Source organism: Bacillus cereus group sp. BfR-BA-01522, assembly GCF_022662635.1.
Taxonomy (GTDB): domain Bacteria; phylum Bacillota; class Bacilli; order Bacillales; family Bacillaceae_G; genus Bacillus_A; species Bacillus_A cytotoxicus.
On sequence record NZ_JAKUDY010000002.1, the window covers coordinates 428,038 to 445,281 of the forward strand.

Here is a 17,244-nt window from a genome sequence, read left to right on the forward strand (position 1 = left end):
GAAGGGGCTTTTCTCTATGAAAGAAAATGGTTCGCTGTGACATAAAAGAGACCACCATTAATGATTTGCATTGTAATGCGAGGCTCGTATTGCTCCTTTAATGCTTGTTTTTCAATTTCGTAGCTTTCGGGTAGCTCCTCGCTTTCTTCGTAAAAGCGGTTTAGAAGTTCTAAATCATGATTCCAACGAATACGGGCTTCTTTTGCCCACGTATGATCATCAGTTTCAATCATATTTTTTAATGTATCTTCTATGCGTTGTAATCCGCTTTGCGGCTTAATAATTGGTGTAAGTGTAAAACAAAAATCAGGTATTTTTGGTGTTAAAGAAATCTTTGTTAATGTCTCGTGAAAATTTTTCACCATCGCTCCTGAAATCAGGTGAATGCCGATTGAGTGCAGCATATCTTTTTTACGATCACATTGGTAACATACTTTTACGTTTACACCAAGCCATGGGTGGAGGGGGGTATGTGCTGTACCGCTCCCTTTTGTATCTTCAAACAAGCGAATATACGATCCAAGTTCTTTTGTTGTTTGGAAAATTTGGTGCAGACGAGGTGAACCATAGTGAATGAGTTCACCTTCTTCTTCAGCATGATTTGGATCTGTAATAAGAGAGAGTTGCATCGGATTTGGTATGCCACCTGTTTTCTCAAGATAATGCCAATAAAAAGGACGATTCATTAAGCGTTTATCCATTTCAATGGTTAACTGAACATCCAATCGATGCGGTGAGCGCTGCAAAATTTCACAATCATTTGCTTTAAAAAAGTTCCATAAGTAATGATGAATTTCATGTTGCTGCATAGTCTTGCACCTCAGCTTCATTGCGCTTTGCAAAATCAATGATAGATGTTAAATTTTCCATTTTAATCCGAATCTCACCTTCGCTTTTTGATTCTGCAAAAATTTCTTCAATATGCGCATCGATATTTTGCATATTGATTCTTGTTAAAATTTCGTCGAGCTCACCAATGACGCGCTCAAATAAATTGATTTTTTCATATAATAGCTTCAAAATATGTTCTTCAACTGTATGTTTCGTAGCTAAATTGTAAATATGAACATCATTTTTTTGCCCAAGTCGGTGAATACGTCCGATGCGCTGTTCAAGTCGCATTGGATTCCAGGGCAAGTCGTAGTTAATCATATGATTACAAAACTGTAAGTTGATTCCCTCGCCACCTGCTTCAGTAGCGATGAGCACTTGTGCGTGCTGCTGGAATAATTCTTTCATCCAATCTTTTTTGCCGCGTTTAAATCCACCGCGAAATGGGACAGAAGAAATACCATGTTGTTTTAAGAACCATTGCAAGTACATTTGAGAGGCTCTATATTCTGTAAAGATAACGACTTTATCATTAATTTTTTTTATAAGTTCTAATGTTTGATTTGCTTTTGAGTTAAATGAAATATGATTAATTTTCTCCATTAGAACATCAATGTATGGGTCTGGTATGTAATTTGCGTTCTCTTTTTTTCTTTTTTCTACATATTTTTTTAATGAATAGTAAACAGCTTCCCGGCTGCTACATGCTTCTCGTTTTAAGGTTAAAGAGGAGAATGCAGAAGAAAAAGCATCTTGGCCTTTCCAATTTTCAATCGCGTGATATAGAGCTTTCTCCTCCTCATTAAAGTTAACAAAAATAGTTTGGACATGTCTTTTCGGCCAATCAATTCCCGTGCTATTTCTTCGATTTCGTACCATTACTTTATTAATGAGTGCTTTTAAGTCTTTATCTGACTCTGGTGAGCGGTTTTTTGAAGCATAATATTCTTCAAAGTTAGACTGATTCCCTAAATGACCTGGTTTTAATAAAGAAACGAGATTAAAGATTTCCTCAATCTTATTTTGCACAGGTGTCGCCGTTAGTAATAAGCAAAATTTCTTCTTTAAACGTTGTGCAAATTCATAGTTTTTTGTTTTATTATTTTTGAGTTTATGTGCTTCATCAATAATGATGAGATCGTATTCTAAATTTAAAATAATATCACGATGCGGAGAGCGCTTCGCTGTATCAATGGATGACACAATAACATCTGCTTGTTCCCACGCGTAACTTTTTCTTTGAGCGACTGCAGGGATAAAAAATTTTGTATTGAGTTCGTATGACCATTGAGAAACAAGGGAAGCTGGCACAAGAATAAGTACTTTTTTCACAAGACCACGTACCATATATTCTTTTAAAATAAGCCCGGCTTCAATTGTTTTTCCGAGTCCTACCTCATCTGCTAGTATCGCTTTCCCGTTCATTTGTTCAAGCACCGTTTGCGCGACTTCTAATTGATGAGGAAGCGGAGTGAAATGCGGTAAATGCTTTGGTGCTTGTAGACCATCAAATGTAGGAACAAGTAGCGATTGTTCTGTTTTATAGGCTAAATCATATAAATTCCAATTCGTCCATGGACCGTCTTCATCGATTCTCTTTAAAAAGTCATTTTGCCATGCTCGATCTACGGAAATATTGACATTCATGAAAACTCTCCCACCTTCTATAAATTGAAACATTTTTTGCTGCACTTTTTACCTTTACATACTAAATTCTATTATTTTGAGGTAAAGATGCATTTATAAATAATGAGGATGAAAAATTCTAAATTATTTTTTATGCTAGAATATTGATGAAATAGATCGAAAAATGTTAGGATAATGGTGTGAAATGTGTGGAATCTTTCGTATTTTATCCAAGAAAGTACTTTTTTATTTACGCTTTCATAAAAAAACATATTGAGATTCCGTATATCCCATCTTTTCAAAATAAAAAATGTTTAGATAAGGGAAGCCAACTTTTATTGATTTGTCATAGACAGCATAAGGGGGAAGGAACATGATTACATTACAACGTACACCGCTATTTGATGTATATGCGAAGTATGGTGGGAAAACAATCGACTTTGGTGGTTGGGAATTACCAGTTCAATTTTCAAGCATTAAAGAAGAGCATGAAGCTGTTCGTACAGCAGCAGGCCTTTTTGATGTATCTCACATGGGAGAAGTAGAAGTAACAGGTGCAGATAGTTTAGCATTTTTACAACGCGTTGTTACAAATGACGTCTCTACCTTAAAGGTAGGAGGCGCGCAATATACAGCAATGTGTTACGAAAATGGTGGTACTGTAGATGATTTATTAATCTACAAACGTGGTGAAGAAGACTACTTATTAGTAATCAATGCATCGAATATCGAGAAAGATTACGAATGGTTAGCAAGTCATGTCATTGGCGATACGAAAGTGGTCAATGTTTCTAATGAAATTGCACAACTTGCAATTCAAGGACCAAAAGCAGAAGGCATTTTACAAAAAGTTGTGTCAGAAGATTTAAAAGAAATTAAGTTCTTTAAATTTAAAAATGATGTTCTTGTAGATGGCATTCCAGCACTTGTATCTCGCACAGGGTATACAGGAGAAGATGGATTTGAAATTTACTGTAAGAGTGAAGATGCTATAAAAATTTGGGAGAAACTTCTTGAAGTTGGAGAAGAAGACAGCTTAAAGCCATGTGGTTTAGGAGCTCGTGATACGCTTCGCTTTGAAGCAACGCTTCCGCTTTATGGCCAAGAATTATCAAAAGATATTACACCGATTGAAGCTGGAATTGGCTTTGCTGTCAAAACGAATAAAGAGGCAGATTTCTTTGGAAAAGAAGTATTAAAAGAATATAAAGAAAACGGTGCACCTCGTAAATTAGTTGGCATCGAAGTAATTGAACGCGGTATTCCGCGTACGCATTACCCTGTGTATGTAGGAGAAGAAAAAATTGGGGAAGTAACAAGTGGTACACAATCTCCAACGTTAAAAAAAAGCATCGGTTTGGCATTAATTGATGTAAAATATGCAGCAATTGATACAGAAGTAGAAATTGAAATTCGAAAAAAACGCGTGAAAGCAGTAGTTGTTCCAACACCATTTTATAAACGTTCAAAGTAACCTGGAGAGGGGTAGATTTCATGTTGCATCGTTATCTTCCAATGACAGAAGAAGACAAAAAAGAAATGTTAGAAACGATCGGTGTTCAAACCATTGATGAATTATTTTCTGATATTCCAGAAAGTGTTCGTTTTAAAGGGGATTTAAAAATTAAACAAGCAAAGTCAGAACCAGAGCTTTTAAAAGAGCTATCTGGACTTGCTCGTAAAAATGCTAACTTAAAAGAATACGCTTCTTTCCTAGGAGCAGGTGTATATGACCATTATGCACCCGTAATTGTGGATCATGTTCTTTCCCGTTCAGAATTTTATACAGCGTATACACCATATCAACCAGAGATTTCACAAGGGGAATTACAGGCAATTTTTGAATTCCAAACAATGATTTGTGAATTAACGGGAATGGATGTAGCAAACTCCTCTATGTATGACGGAGGTACAGCGTTAGCAGAAGCTGCCATGTTAGCAGCAGGCCATACTCGTAAAAAGAAAATTCTTGTTTCTAAAGCAGTTCATCCAGAATCAAGAGCAGTACTAGAAACATATGCAAAAGGACAACATCTTGAAGTAGTTGAAATTGATCATAAAGATGGTGTAACAAATTTAGACGGATTACAAAGTGAAATGGATGATACTGTGGCTTGTGTAATCGTTCAATATCCAAACTTCTTTGGACAAATTGAAAAGTTAGCTGATATTGAAAAGATTGTCCATGAGCAAAAAGCATTATTTATTGTATCTTCAAACCCACTATCATTAGGGGTATTAACACCTCCAGGGAAATTTGGAGCTGATATTGTAATCGGTGATGCACAGCCATTTGGCATTCCAACACAATTTGGTGGACCGCATTGCGGTTACTTCGCAACAACGAAAGCATTTATGCGTAAAATTCCAGGACGTCTTGTCGGACAAACTGTAGATACAGAGGGTAAACGTGGTTTTGTATTAACATTGCAAGCTCGTGAACAGCATATCCGTCGTGATAAAGCGACATCTAATATTTGCTCTAACCAAGCGTTAAATGCATTAGCTGCATCAGTGGCAATGACTGCACTTGGAAAACGAGGTGTAAAGGAAATGGCACGTCAAAACATTTCTAAAGCACAATATGCTAAACGCCAATTTGAAGAAAAAGGTTTCAAAGTAGTATTTACTGGGCCGTTCTTCAATGAATTTGTTGTGGATTGCAAGCGCCCGGTAAAAGAAATAAACGACACTTTATTGCAAAAGGGTATAATCGGTGGTTATGATTTAGGTCGCGATGATGAAAAATTAGTAAATCATATGCTTGTAGCAGTAACAGAGCTTCGGACAAAAGCAGAAATTGACACACTTGTAAACGAAATGGGGGCTATCCAATGAAGAACCAAGACCAAGCACTTATTTTTGAAATGAGTAAAGAAGGGCGCGTAGGATATAGCTTACCCCAATTGGATGTAGAGGAAGTAAAATTAGAAGATGTGTTTGAGAGCAATTATATTCGAGCAGAAGATGCAGAACTTCCAGAAGTATCTGAACTGGATATTATGCGTCATTACACAGCGCTTTCAAACCGTAACCACGGCGTTGACTCTGGATTTTATCCGCTTGGGTCTTGTACGATGAAATACAATCCAAAAATCAATGAAAACGTGGCACGTTTCCCAGGCTTTGCAAATATTCATCCGCTTCAAGATGAAAAGACCGTGCAAGGGGCAATGGAATTAATGTACGATTTACAAGAGCATTTAGTTCAAATTACTGGTATGGATGCTGTAACACTTCAACCAGCAGCTGGTGCACATGGAGAATGGACAGGATTAATGTTAATTCGTGCATACCATGAAGCAAATGGTGACCATAATCGTACAAAAGTTATTGTCCCAGACTCAGCGCATGGAACAAATCCAGCATCTGCAACAGTAGCAGGCTTTGAAACAATTACCGTAAAATCAAATGAACATGGACTTGTTGACTTAGAAGATTTAAAACGCGTTGTGAATGAAGAAACAGCGGCGCTTATGTTAACAAATCCAAATACACTTGGTTTATTTGAAGAAAACATTTTAGAAATGGCAGAGATCGTTCATAATGCAGGTGGTAAATTATATTATGATGGTGCGAACTTAAATGCGGTATTAAGTCAAGCACGTCCGGGAGATATGGGATTTGATGTGGTGCATTTAAACCTTCATAAAACATTTACAGGTCCTCACGGAGGAGGTGGGCCAGGTTCTGGTCCAGTAGGTGTAAAAGAAGATTTAATTCCATTTCTACCAAAACCAATTTTAGAGAAAACAGAGAATGGATATCACTTCAATTATGATCGTCCGCAAGCAATTGGCCGCGTGAAGCCATTCTATGGAAACTTTGGTATTAACGTTCGTGCGTATACGTATATCCGTTCTATGGGGCCAGATGGATTGCGTGCAGTAACGGAAAACGCAGTATTAAATGCAAACTATATGATGAGAAGATTAGCACCATACTACGATCTTCCATTTGATAGACATTGCAAACATGAATTTGTATTGTCAGGACGTCGTCAAAAGAAACTTGGTGTACGTACACTTGATATCGCAAAACGTTTGCTTGATTTTGGTTACCATCCACCAACAATTTACTTCCCGTTAAATGTGGAAGAATGTATTATGATTGAGCCAACTGAAACTGAATCAAAAGAAACGTTAGATGGTTTCATTGATAAAATGATTCAAATCGCCAAAGAAGCAAAAGAGAATCCAGAGATTGTACAAGAAGCACCGCATACAACAGTGATTACACGTTTGGACGAAACGATGGCTGCTCGTAAGCCGATATTACGCTATCAAAAGCCAACTCCTGTACAAGTTTGATGATATGAAGAGAACTCGTTATATGCGAGTTCTTTTTTTTAGAGTAATGATCTAGATTATATAAAAAGAATGTTGAAAATGTATCTTTTTTGTATTGCGATGTAGTAAAACGGGCGTTTTTTACATGTTTTTGGTGAAAAAGTCAGTTTGATAAATTTGTTTATTTTTGTTAGAATTTTATTGAAATTCATGAAACTTAAACGTGCAAATAAGTCATTTTTATGTATATGTGAAAAAACGAACAAGGTGGGTGGAATGATGGGCTATAGGTGTTATCGAATGGTATATTATTTAGAAAATGGAGAAACGATTAAAGATATAAAAGAATTTTGTTACCGAGATGATGTGAAAATGCTAGAGCGTGTGGCACATCGTGTGATGGATCATAAGGAAGTAACGGCAATCGATCAAAAAGGTACAATCATTTCAATCGCTTGTAATGATATTGTAAAGATTGAGTTGGATTACATACAGTAAAGTTAACCTTGAGTCATATTGAATTATTCGTTAAAATATACTGTTGAATGGTGAAGCGAGAAGAGAGGAGTTTATCATGGGTAGTACAAGACACTTTTATATGTTTATTGTGGCGTTTGTGCTTGTTGTAGCGTTGACAATTTATTTAATTGTTGATAGTAGCTGGTATAATACGGTACATCCGGCATTTCTAATTTTTATGTATGTTGGAATTGCGGTTGTTAGTTTTGGGATGAGAGATGAAATGTTAGATCGCTTTGAAAAGTGATACATATACAAAAGACCAACAGGAAATTGTTGGTCTTTTTTTCTTGCTAAAATATAAAATTGTGTATATACTGTACATATAGAGTATATACAGTATATACACAATGGAGGGAAATATGAATATTATTATTTCAAATTCTTCCCCGGATCCGATTTATGAACAAATTAGTAAGCAATTGCGGCAGCTTATTTTAAATGGAGGTCTAAAGGGAGGAGAACAATTACCATCAATTCGTAGTTTAGCAAAAGAATTGCAAATTAGTGTGATTACGACGAAACGTGCTTATGAAGAACTTGAAAAAGAAGGGTATATTGAAACAGTTGCAGGAAAAGGAACTTATGTATCAGAGAAAAATAGCGAGCTGATTCGGGAGCAACGTTTGCGTTTATTGGAGAGTAAAGTGGAGGAAGTTGTAAATGAGAGCAAGCTTCTTCAGCTTTCATTCGAAGAACTAGAGCAGATGATTGCTTGTTTATATAAGGGGGAATAAAAAGATGTTAGAGTTAAAAGATGTATGTAAAAATTATCAAGGATTTGCAGTGAAAAATGTAAGCTTTACATTGCCGCGCGGATATATTATGGGGTTTATCGGACCAAATGGTGCTGGGAAAAGTACAACTATTAAAATGATTATGAATTTAGTTAGAAGAGATGGTGGTGATATAAAAATCTTCGGCAAGGACAATAAAAAAGCTGAAAAAGAAATTAAGCAAAATATAGGTTTTGTATATGATGAAAATCACTATTATGAAGATATAACATGTGAACAAATGAAGCGAATTATCGCACCACTATATAAAAAATGGGATGAAGAGAAGTACCAATCCTATATGGAGCGATTACAAGTTCCAAAAAATAAAAAGATTAAGCAGTTATCAAAAGGGATGAAAATGAAGTTTGCAATTGCGATGGCGCTATCACATCATGCAGAGCTGATTATTATGGATGAACCAACATCAGGGTTAGATCCAGTTGTACGCAGTGAACTACTTGATATGCTCCAAGAAATTGTGATGGAAGAAGAAATATCTGTTCTATTCTCAACACATATTACAACCGATTTAGAGCGTATTGCGGATTACATTACATTTATCAACGATGGTGAAATTGCTTTTACGGGAGAGAAAGATGAAATATTAGAAAGTTATGTCATCGTAAAAGGAAGTAATGATTTACTAGATCCAGAAGGAAAAGAACTTTTCATCGGGTTACGGAAAAATAAATTTGGTTTCGAAGGATTGGCGAGGGATAAACAAGCGGTGATTGATTGGTTTGGTCAAGAGGTTATATTTGAAAAGCCAACTTTGGATGATATTGTTGTGTATACGGCGAAGGGGAGCGGTGTTTATGCGTCAACTCATATATAAAGATTTATTCTTTTTTCGAGTAGTTTGGCTAGTTTATGTTATTGTGCCATTCATATTTTTTGGGTTGAATCCGGATGGAGAAAAACTGTTTCCAGCAAGTTGCTTACTTATAACAGCTACTTCCTCTACGGTATTAATAGCAATCGATGAAAGAAATAAAAGCGGCGTAATGTTAAACAGTTTACCAGTAAGCCGGAAGGAAATTGTTATTGCCAGATATATTTCCAGTGCAATATTTGTTATTGGTGGAATGATTGCAACCATGTTGGCTGTTTTTCTTGTAAGAAGTATCGCTGGAATTGGAGATATTGGTATATATCATCCTAGTTTATATATTGAAATTCCATGGTATATAGTGGCAAGAGGCTTATTATTTTCAGTTATTTTTATTGTGACATTACTTCCTAGTTATTATGGAGTTGGGTCAAAAGTAGTACGTGGAATTTGTACGGGAATAACGACGGGAATCGGTATTTTAATTGGGATGTTTATGACTGACAGATGGAATCAAGGATCATCATTCAGTAATTGGATTATGGCTCCGGCACATATTGGAATGATTATTCTAGGAGGAATTGTATTAGCTAGTATATATATCACATCTATGTTTATAACCATTCGAATGTATGAAACGCGTGACATATAGGGAGGAATGTGTATGCAACAGTTAATTTTGAAGGATATTTTTTTACAGAGAACAATTTTTCTAATCTGCTTTATTTTTCCTTTTTATGGAATGCTAAAACAGTCTATTGAACCGTATCAGTTAGCGACTGTTTGTTTTGCTACTTGTCTGTTCATGATTTTATTTTCTATAGTAACTGAAGAGAAAAATAGTACAGAAAAAATATTAGTAAGTTTACCTTGTACGCGGAAGGAAATTGTCATTGCTAAATATATATCGACAGCATTTTTTATTATGGCCGGTTTCATAATTACATGTGTTTTGTTAATAGTACCTGTACTACTATTCAGAGATCATATCAATATTCCGTGGTATGCATTATTGATAGCGGGTTTCTTTTCTATTCTTTATGCTGCCATGATTCTTCCTATGAAATATAGCGGGAATAAACAAATGTTCACTATTTTTGGAATCGTTATACTTTTTCCTATATTTGGTTTACAAGGATTCATGTGTAATGTATTTGCTGAGGAAAGGCTTATGTTAATGTTTTTTCAATCTTCCAATGTGATGCTAGTCATAAGTATTTTAAGTATAGTGGCATGGATGAGCTATTTCATTTCAATGTTTGTTTCAATTATCATATTTAAACAAAGGGAATTTTAGAGTGTAGTCCGTTTAAAGCGAAGAAAGGTGTCTTACTTGCAGACACCTTTTTTCAGTAATGACAATAGGAAAGCAGCAGTTTATAAACAAAAACGTTATTCGATGTTTCATTCGGAGTGTGTAATAGAAAGCTGAAAAAAATAATAAGAAAAAGAAATAGAAAAAATAAAAATAGAATATGTTTATGTACGGAATTTTGCATATAATCAGCTCCTTTTTGTATAGTATGTCCAAAAGAAAAAGAGATATGATAGAGCGATAAAAGCTAAAAAGGAAATAGCGATAGGAAATTGATATTAGTGGTGTCATTGTTGGAATAGTATGTTGTATCCTGCTATTTTAGAGCAGTAAGACGCCCGCCTCAAGATTCGGAGAGAAACGAAGAGGGATGAAGAACCATCCACTGATTAAAATTTCACTTGAGCGCATTCGATTATAATAAGAAATCGAATCATAATAATAAAAAAGAACAGTTACTTCTGTTTAGAAGAGCTGTCCTTTTTAAATAAATTGTTCCAAAGTTTAGCGATACTCCAAATGATTATGATAAGGATGGATGCAACAATCGAACACACGATGGATATCACTTTAAGAGTCATGTCTGGAAAAAACGTAAGAATTGCAATCACTTTATGAAATAGCCATTCAATGATATGAAAGTTGATTTGTAGTAAAATGGCGATACTAAGAATGAATATTGTTCTAATTTGTTTCCCTTTTTCTTTCCACATGACTGTCATCTTACATTAGCTCAATAATTTTAAGCCAATTGCACCGCATACAATGCAGCTTAAAAAGACAAGGCGGCGCCAATCGGCTGATTCATGGAAAATGAGGATACCTAAGAGTGCGCTTCCCGCTGTTCCTATTCCTGTCCAAATTGCATAAGCTGTTCCCATCGGTAAAACGTTCATAGCAAGCGATAAAAAGAAGAAGCTTATGCCAAAGTTGGCGATTAAAATAAGTTTTGGGAGCCAGCCTTTCTTCTTCGTAGCTATTTTCATAAACAATACACCAGTAACTTCACAAATACCAGCAAGAATTAAAAATACCCACGCCATTTTATGCTACCTCCTTCTCTTTTTTTTCTTCACCTGTTACTTGTTTTAAGCCGATTACGCCAACGAAGATTAAAGCGATAAATAAAATTTTTACAATGGAAACAGGTTCACCGAAGATGAAAATCTCTGTGAGAACGATACCGCCAGCGCCAATTCCGGTAAACACAGCGTAGACGGTTCCAACAGGTAAATCTTTATAAGCTTTAAATAACAGGATAAAACTCATTGCAATGATAAGAACAACACCAATCCATTCTAGTGGTGCCTCCGCATGTTTTAGTCCAATCACCCAAAAAATTTCAATGATACCAGCTAAAATGACATAAATCCAAGCCACATATAATCCTCCTTCCTACCAGTCGTTAGGTAAAGGGCTGAAAAATGACGCATTGCGAAAAGCAATCCGTCATTTTGAAAGACCGCGCCAAAATACACTCCATGAGGCTTTTAAACGGGTCTCAAAGCGATTGAAACCAGCATATAATAGTTCGACCATAAGGCCATCTAGTAAGCATAAATAAGCTTCTAAAGCGTCCTTTATTTCAATGTTATGCAATTCACCTTGTTCATTTGCTCGTTTGAATATCGGGAATAAAATTTCTCTAATTTTTTCAATGTGAGCATTTGCTTTTTCGATAATTTGTTCGCGAAATGCATCAGGTGGAAAATAAGAAGTTCGCAGCCAAAACATGGATTCTTCACTTTCACCGAAACGTTTTGCGTAACCTTTTAGAAGATTTATAAGCAATGTTTCAGTGGGAGATTCTGAAAGGGATTCTATATCATCTGTAAAGCATTGTAAGTCTTTTTGTAAAGCTTCTTCTAAACAGATGAAATAGAGCTCTTCCTTCCCTTTAAAATGTGCATAAATTGATGGTTTTTTAATTCCGACCTCTTGTGCGATATTTGCTAATGAGGTTCCTTCATAGCCGTAGCGTGCGAAATGAGAAAGTGCCACAGCTTTAATACGGTTTGCTGTCATTTTTCATCCCCTACCTACCGTTCGTTAGTTTAATTGTATAAGAGAATCGTTTGAAAGTCAATGCGCCGAATGAGAAAAAGAGTACTCATTTCAGCACTCTTTATACCGTTTTTCGTTCGATTAAATGGAATGGAAGTTCTTCCGCATAGCCTGTAATTTGTTCAGCTTGCATTTGCTTATGAAATAAAGAAAAAGCACGGGCGCCCATTGTGAGTCCGGGATGCTCAATTGTTGTGATTTCAAGTGCTTTGGAAACCTCGTGATTATCGAAGCCAAGAACAGCTAAGTCCTCTGGAATATGCAATCCTTGTTTTTTTGCCTCTGTTACTAAACCAGCAGCGACTTGATCATTAGCAGCAAAAATAGCGGTTGGGCGCTCTTTCATATTTAACATGCGTTGTAAGACTTTCGCACCATCTTGCATCGTGTAACATTGATAAAACATCCAATCAGGTTGCACTCTTCTTTGAGCAGTTTGAAGAACATCAGCAAAAGCTTTTTCACGCTGTAAGGTACTTATACTTTTTCGTCTTGCTAGGCAGACACCGATCCGTGTATGTCCTTTATTTAGTAAATAGTTTGTACCGATGCGAAAGCCTTCATAATGATCCACATAGACAGAGGAAATAAGAGGATGTGTTAGTTTTTCACATGAGACGATAGGTGCAAATTTGGAATAAGGTTCGATTTGCTCCCAAGAACTTGTTCGGGAACATATAATCATGCCATCAAATTGTTTCATTTTCATCATTTCAAGGACGCGAATTTCTTCGATACTATCATAATTTGTTTGGCATAAATTGATATGATATCCGGCGATTAAAGCTTCATTTCCAATTCCTTCAATAATCGTACTGAAGTAGGGGAGGTTGATAAAAGGAAGCATGACACCAACTGTAAATGTTTTTCCTTTTATTAGATGAATGGCGTTTATATTCTTTGCATAATTTAATTGTTCTACAGCATGTAATACACGTTCACGCTTTTCTTGACTCACATAAGGATGGTCATTTAATACACGAGAAACGGTTGTTATAGATACACCAGCAGTTTGTGCAATTTGTTTTATATTTACCATGAGTATCACCTCTATCTGTATTATAAAGGGAAATATGTAAGAATGGAAAAAATAGTGAAAAAGACTTGACCTGAAAAGCTTTTCACAAACTATGGTATAAGAAAGGCTTTCTGTTATTCGCGTAACCTTTTCATTTGGGGCGTGAGAATAGCAGGAAGTCTTTTTTGTCTTAAAATTTAATGTCAAAATGTGTGAGAATAAAGAGGAAAGTTTTCAAAGGAGCCCCAGAACAAAAGACGAATAGGAACAATAATGAACGCTATATTCGCTAAGAAATCGATAGGAAAGGGCTGAAACAGGTTGAAAAAAGCACTCGTTTGCTTCATGATTTCTAGTGTATTTATTAGTGCATGTGCATTTCAGCAAACGGTAAAGGAAGATAAACAATTTGTGGAGACAACAGGTGGGGGAGCGGACAGAGTGTTTGGTCCCATGTTAGTAAAAGATATTCCAAACTATTTTCCAGTATCATTTAAAGTTCCGACTTTTTTACCATACGACATGATGGATGATGCCAAAGCAGAAGTGAGGAAGATTGGAAAGGAAAAAGCGGTCTTAACGATTAAATATAAACAACAAGAGCGGGGAAGAAAGGACTATATAGAGTTAACAGTCGCTAATTTTTCTTATAGCTTCCCATATATTGTAGAACAAAATCGATTTCAAGAACAAATACGATTAAATAATGGAGTGACGGCTTATTTTAAAAATAAAGATGACGGGGAAAGAGAAGAGGAATTTGCAACGCTTATTTGGAAAGAAAAAGAACTTGAATATCAACTATTATATCGAAATACATTCGTACAGCAAGAAAGTGAAGTAATTAAGCGGAACTTACTATATATTGCTAACAATATGAAAAAAACTAGCTGAATATTTCAGCTAGTTTTTCCTATTATTTCTTTTTGATTTTGCCTGTCCATGTCTTAAATCCACCTTGCAATTGGTAGAAATCTTTGTAGCCTTTCTTTTTCAAGAATTGAGCTGCACGGCCTGTACGGAATCCACTTTGGCAATACAAATAAATCGGTTGATCTTTACGAAGTTCTTTGTAGCGAAGACGAATTTGTGATAGTGGAATGTTACGTGCACCTAAAATATGTCCAGCGTTATATTCATCCGCTTCACGAATATCGATAAGCTGTGCTTTACGGTATCCAGCGCGAAACTCTTCTTCTGAAAGTGTTTGAATTAATTTTTTTTGATAGAAATACATCCATACAGAGTAGCCGATAAATGCTAGAATGATGGCTAATATAATCATTAAGTTTGTTGACACGATTCTATCGCTCCCTTTTTTCTTATCCTACTTTCAATATTATAATGTCCATGTGTATTTATGCAACAGATACATTGGTTATAAGAAGAATTTTCGTATTCTTTCACAATTTTTGTCGAATTTGGTAGACTAGAAGATGTGAAAAATAATTGGTTATATGAGGTGCAGGATGGGAAAAGAAAAATGGTGTTATATTAACTCTGGTCAATGTTCACCGGCATTTAATATGGCGTTAGATGAATGTTTATTAAATTGGCAAAGTGAAAAGAAAATGCCGCCGACGATTCGTTTTTATGAGTGGGAAATTCCAACGTTAACGGTAGGATACTTCCAACGTGTGGAAAAGGATATTAATATGGATGTAGTAAAAGAAAAAAAATATGGCTTTGTACGTCGTCAAACAGGTGGTAGAGGTGTATTGCATGATAAAGAATTAACGTATAGTGTCATTGTATCTGAAGATCATCCAGAGATGCCAAAAACAGTGACAGAAGCGTACCGAGTTATTTCGCAAGGGCTATTAGAGGGATTTAAAGCACTTGGATTAGATGCATACTATGCAGTTCCAAAAACAGAAGCAGATCGTGAGAATTTAAAAAATCCACGCTCAGGAGTCTGTTTTGATGCGCCATCTTGGTATGAGATTGTTGTGGAAGGTAGAAAGATTGCGGGCAGTGCTCAAACACGTCAAAAAGGTGTGATTTTACAGCATGGGTCGATTCCGTTAGAAATTGATTTAGATGAGCTGTACGATCTATTTTTATTTCCAAATGAGCGCATGAAAGAGCGCATGAAGAGTATGTTTTCTTCTAAAGCGGTTGCAATTAATGAATTGACAGATCAAACATTTACAATTGAACAATTAATTGAAGCTTTTCATACTGGATTTGAAAAAGGTTTAAACATAGAATTGCTGCCATATACATTAACAGCAGAACAGCTTCATGAAGTAGAAACATTAGCAAAAGAAAAGTATGAAAGTGATGAATGGAATTATAAAAAATAAGGATATGGCTGTAGCCACATCCTTATTTTTTATAATAAATTAAGTACTTTTTCTACTTTGATTCCTTTTTCTTGTAAAGAGCGAAGACGCTTTACAACGTCCATAATTTCTTTGTCAAATGTAACACTAATACCTTGATTTGTAAGCTCTTCTTTCAAACCTTCAACAGAATCATCTATGTCAATACCAAGTTCATAATCTTGGCAAACTTCGATTGCTTTTTTTACAAGCTTCACATAATTTTCTTGTAGTTTAGAATTTGTTTCAGTTAAAACAGGTTGTTTCGGTTTTGTAGGTGTAACGGGAACTGTTTCTTGTTTGGTAACCGAAGTAAACTCTTCTATTTTTACCGGCTTTGGAGCAGCTGGTTTTGTAACTGTTTCTACATGTACAGGCTTCGGTGTTGGTACCGGAGTAGGTCTTTTTGTTTCGACAGGAGCTTCTGCGCTAGGTTTTGGAGTAGCTGTAATTGCTTGTGGCATTGAAATCGCTACTTCTTCTTTTGGAGTTTCTTCAGCCGTTGCCTGTGCTATCGCCTCTTTGTTCTCCTTCGTCCACATTACACGTTCAATTTGCAAGGAAACATTATTTTTATTCATCGCTGTCAGTGTAACTTTACCAACTTCAGCGTTTCCTGAGAAATCAACAATTTTATAAATTACACTTTTGTTCCAATCTACTTTCCCGCTCAAGAATAATTCTTCGTTACATTTTGGCGTTAAGCCCTCGATTTTAATTTCTGCATTTACACCGTTTTCACTATATACCATAATTAGTGAAGCACTTACATCTTCGTCTGCTAACATTAATTCACGTACCATTTTGCCGGTGCGTACTTGCGTTTTCTTCTTAAGTGACATCAAATTTCTCCTCTCAAAATGAAGTAATAATAAAAAAATCATATAACGAAAAATAATTGCTCACGAAGAAATATGATACCGATAATAAAAGCATCACGTCAACAATTTACGTTAATTATTTTGCATTTTTCTTGTTTCTTTATGAAAATTTTTAATTTGTAAAATTAGACAGAAGAAAAAACAGCCTCTTTATAAGGCTGTTTGAAAAGTTTGCTTTTTTATATAGTTTGGCTTGTTTCATCTCTTGTCACGGCATTCTTTCTGGTGTATCATTTTATTGATTGCTTCGTACGGAATAAGCAAAATGAATGTGGATGGAGGAAACCGATGCCTACTCCTAGTATGGAAGATTATATTGAACAAATTTATTTGTTGATTGATGAAAAGGGTTATGCCCGTGTATCTGATATTGCTGAAGCGCTTAGTGTACATCCATCTTCTGTAACAAAAATGGTACAAAAATTAGACAAAGATGAATACCTAATTTATGAAAAATATAGAGGACTAGTATTAACAGCAAAGGGTAAAAAAATTGGAGAGCGTCTTGTATATCGCCATGAATTATTGGAGCAATTCATGCGTATTATCGGTGTGGATGAAAGTAAGATTTATAATGATGTGGAAGGGATTGAGCATCATTTAAGTTGGGAAGCGATTGACCGCATTGGGGATTTAGTACAATATTTTGAGGAAGATGATTTTCGAATTGAGACGCTTCGAGCTGTTCAAAAAGCAAATGGAGAACAAAGTAAGTAAAGGGAACAAATGCGTTTCCTTTTTTGTTTAGAAGGAAATGAAGCAAAAAGAA

At 35.6% G+C, this 17,244-nt stretch carries 21 protein-coding genes; 12 read left to right on the forward strand and 9 right to left on the reverse strand.

Annotated elements, in window-relative coordinates; genetic code table 11:
• Positions 1–14 precede the first annotated feature (14 nt).
• A complete protein-coding gene (locus MR059_RS04825; protein WP_012095376.1) occupies positions 15–809 on the reverse strand; it encodes a YqhG family protein in 795 nt (264 codons plus the stop codon).
• On the reverse strand, positions 796–2,478 hold the full coding sequence (locus MR059_RS04830; RefSeq protein WP_012095375.1) for a DEAD/DEAH box helicase: 1,683 nt from the start codon (positions 2,476–2,478) through the stop codon (positions 796–798). Before MR059_RS04830 ends, MR059_RS04825 begins: the two co-directional genes overlap by 14 nt.
• A 352-nt stretch (positions 2,479–2,830) precedes the next feature.
• Here MR059_RS04830 and gcvT point away from each other — a divergent pair, with 352 nt between their 5' ends.
• The 9 genes from gcvT to MR059_RS04875 all read left to right on the forward strand — a co-directional run bounded on the left by gcvT (position 2,831) and on the right by MR059_RS04875 (position 10,170).
• A complete protein-coding gene (gene gcvT / locus MR059_RS04835) occupies positions 2,831–3,931 on the forward strand; it encodes a glycine cleavage system aminomethyltransferase GcvT (protein WP_012095374.1) in 1,101 nt (366 codons plus the stop codon).
• Between the two features lie 20 nt (positions 3,932–3,951).
• Complete coding sequence (gcvPA, locus tag MR059_RS04840) at positions 3,952–5,295, forward strand: aminomethyl-transferring glycine dehydrogenase subunit GcvPA (RefSeq protein ID WP_012095373.1); 1,344 nt, start codon at positions 3,952–3,954, stop codon at positions 5,293–5,295.
• On the forward strand, positions 5,292–6,767 hold the full coding sequence (gcvPB, locus tag MR059_RS04845) for an aminomethyl-transferring glycine dehydrogenase subunit 2 (protein WP_242161584.1): 1,476 nt from the start codon (positions 5,292–5,294) through the stop codon (positions 6,765–6,767). The genes gcvPA and gcvPB overlap by 4 nt, the downstream gene beginning before the upstream one ends.
• Positions 6,768–7,025: 258 nt before the next feature.
• Positions 7,026–7,244: a DUF3929 family protein gene (locus MR059_RS04850; protein WP_041810008.1), complete on the forward strand. Its 219-nt coding sequence runs from the start codon at positions 7,026–7,028 to the stop codon at positions 7,242–7,244.
• A 76-nt stretch (positions 7,245–7,320) separates the two neighbouring features.
• Positions 7,321–7,512 carry a hypothetical protein gene (locus MR059_RS04855; protein WP_012095370.1) on the forward strand — a complete coding sequence of 64 codons (192 nt, stop codon included), beginning with the start codon at positions 7,321–7,323 and terminating at the stop codon, positions 7,510–7,512.
• 115 nt (positions 7,513–7,627) lie between these two features.
• On the forward strand, positions 7,628–8,002 hold the full coding sequence (locus MR059_RS04860) for a GntR family transcriptional regulator (RefSeq protein WP_012095369.1): 375 nt from the start codon (positions 7,628–7,630) through the stop codon (positions 8,000–8,002).
• Positions 8,003–8,006: 4 nt separating this feature from the next.
• Entirely contained in the window at positions 8,007–8,879 is an 873-nt protein-coding gene (locus MR059_RS04865) for an ABC transporter ATP-binding protein (RefSeq protein ID WP_012095368.1), read from the forward strand.
• Positions 8,860–9,525, forward strand: coding sequence for an ABC-2 transporter permease (locus MR059_RS04870; protein ID WP_012095367.1), 666 nt, complete (start codon positions 8,860–8,862; stop codon positions 9,523–9,525). The genes MR059_RS04865 and MR059_RS04870 overlap by 20 nt, the downstream gene beginning before the upstream one ends.
• Before the next feature lie 12 nt (positions 9,526–9,537).
• Positions 9,538–10,170, forward strand: a complete 633-nt coding sequence (locus tag MR059_RS04875) for an ABC-2 transporter permease (protein WP_012095366.1) — start codon at positions 9,538–9,540, stop codon at positions 10,168–10,170.
• Positions 10,171–10,643: 473 nt separating this feature from the next.
• On the opposite strand, the gene MR059_RS04880 is transcribed toward MR059_RS04875, so the two are convergent.
• The 5 genes from MR059_RS04880 to MR059_RS04900 all read right to left on the reverse strand — a co-directional run bounded on the left by MR059_RS04880 (position 10,644) and on the right by MR059_RS04900 (position 13,291).
• Positions 10,644–10,901 (reverse strand): DUF3975 family protein, encoded by a 258-nt coding sequence (locus MR059_RS04880; protein WP_242161586.1) that lies wholly within the window; start codon positions 10,899–10,901, stop codon positions 10,644–10,646.
• Between the two features lie 15 nt (positions 10,902–10,916).
• Positions 10,917–11,231 (reverse strand): DMT family transporter, encoded by a 315-nt coding sequence (locus MR059_RS04885; protein WP_048723612.1) that lies wholly within the window; start codon positions 11,229–11,231, stop codon positions 10,917–10,919.
• Between the two features lies 1 nt (position 11,232).
• Complete coding sequence (locus tag MR059_RS04890) at positions 11,233–11,568, reverse strand: DMT family transporter (protein WP_012095364.1); 336 nt, start codon at positions 11,566–11,568, stop codon at positions 11,233–11,235.
• A gap of 69 nt (positions 11,569–11,637) precedes the next feature.
• Entirely contained in the window at positions 11,638–12,213 is a 576-nt protein-coding gene (locus tag MR059_RS04895; protein ID WP_048723611.1) for a TetR/AcrR family transcriptional regulator, read from the reverse strand.
• Between the two features lie 100 nt (positions 12,214–12,313).
• The gene (locus tag MR059_RS04900) at positions 12,314–13,291 is read right to left on the reverse strand and encodes a LacI family DNA-binding transcriptional regulator (protein ID WP_012095362.1); all 978 of its coding nucleotides are present in this window, start codon (positions 13,289–13,291) and stop codon (positions 12,314–12,316) included.
• Between the two features lie 324 nt (positions 13,292–13,615).
• On the opposite strand from MR059_RS04900, the gene MR059_RS04905 reads away from it, so the two are divergent.
• On the forward strand, positions 13,616–14,164 hold the full coding sequence (locus tag MR059_RS04905) for a hypothetical protein (protein WP_041810533.1): 549 nt from the start codon (positions 13,616–13,618) through the stop codon (positions 14,162–14,164).
• A gap of 22 nt (positions 14,165–14,186) precedes the next feature.
• Here MR059_RS04905 and MR059_RS04910 read toward each other — a convergent pair whose 3' ends face one another.
• The gene (locus MR059_RS04910) at positions 14,187–14,570 is read right to left on the reverse strand and encodes a rhodanese-like domain-containing protein (protein WP_012095360.1); all 384 of its coding nucleotides are present in this window, start codon (positions 14,568–14,570) and stop codon (positions 14,187–14,189) included.
• A gap of 169 nt (positions 14,571–14,739) precedes the next feature.
• Here MR059_RS04910 and MR059_RS04915 point away from each other — a divergent pair, with 169 nt between their 5' ends.
• On the forward strand, positions 14,740–15,576 hold the full coding sequence (locus MR059_RS04915) for a lipoate--protein ligase family protein (RefSeq protein WP_012095359.1): 837 nt from the start codon (positions 14,740–14,742) through the stop codon (positions 15,574–15,576).
• Between the two features lie 29 nt (positions 15,577–15,605).
• Here the strand turns inward: MR059_RS04915 and MR059_RS04920 are convergent, their stop codons facing one another.
• Entirely contained in the window at positions 15,606–16,436 is an 831-nt protein-coding gene (locus MR059_RS04920) for a hypothetical protein (protein WP_012095358.1), read from the reverse strand.
• A 327-nt stretch (positions 16,437–16,763) separates the two neighbouring features.
• Between MR059_RS04920 and mntR the strand changes: the two genes are divergently transcribed.
• Positions 16,764–17,192, forward strand: a complete 429-nt coding sequence (gene mntR, locus MR059_RS04925; protein WP_012095357.1) for a transcriptional regulator MntR — start codon at positions 16,764–16,766, stop codon at positions 17,190–17,192.
• The last annotated feature ends 52 nt before the right edge of the window (positions 17,193–17,244 follow it).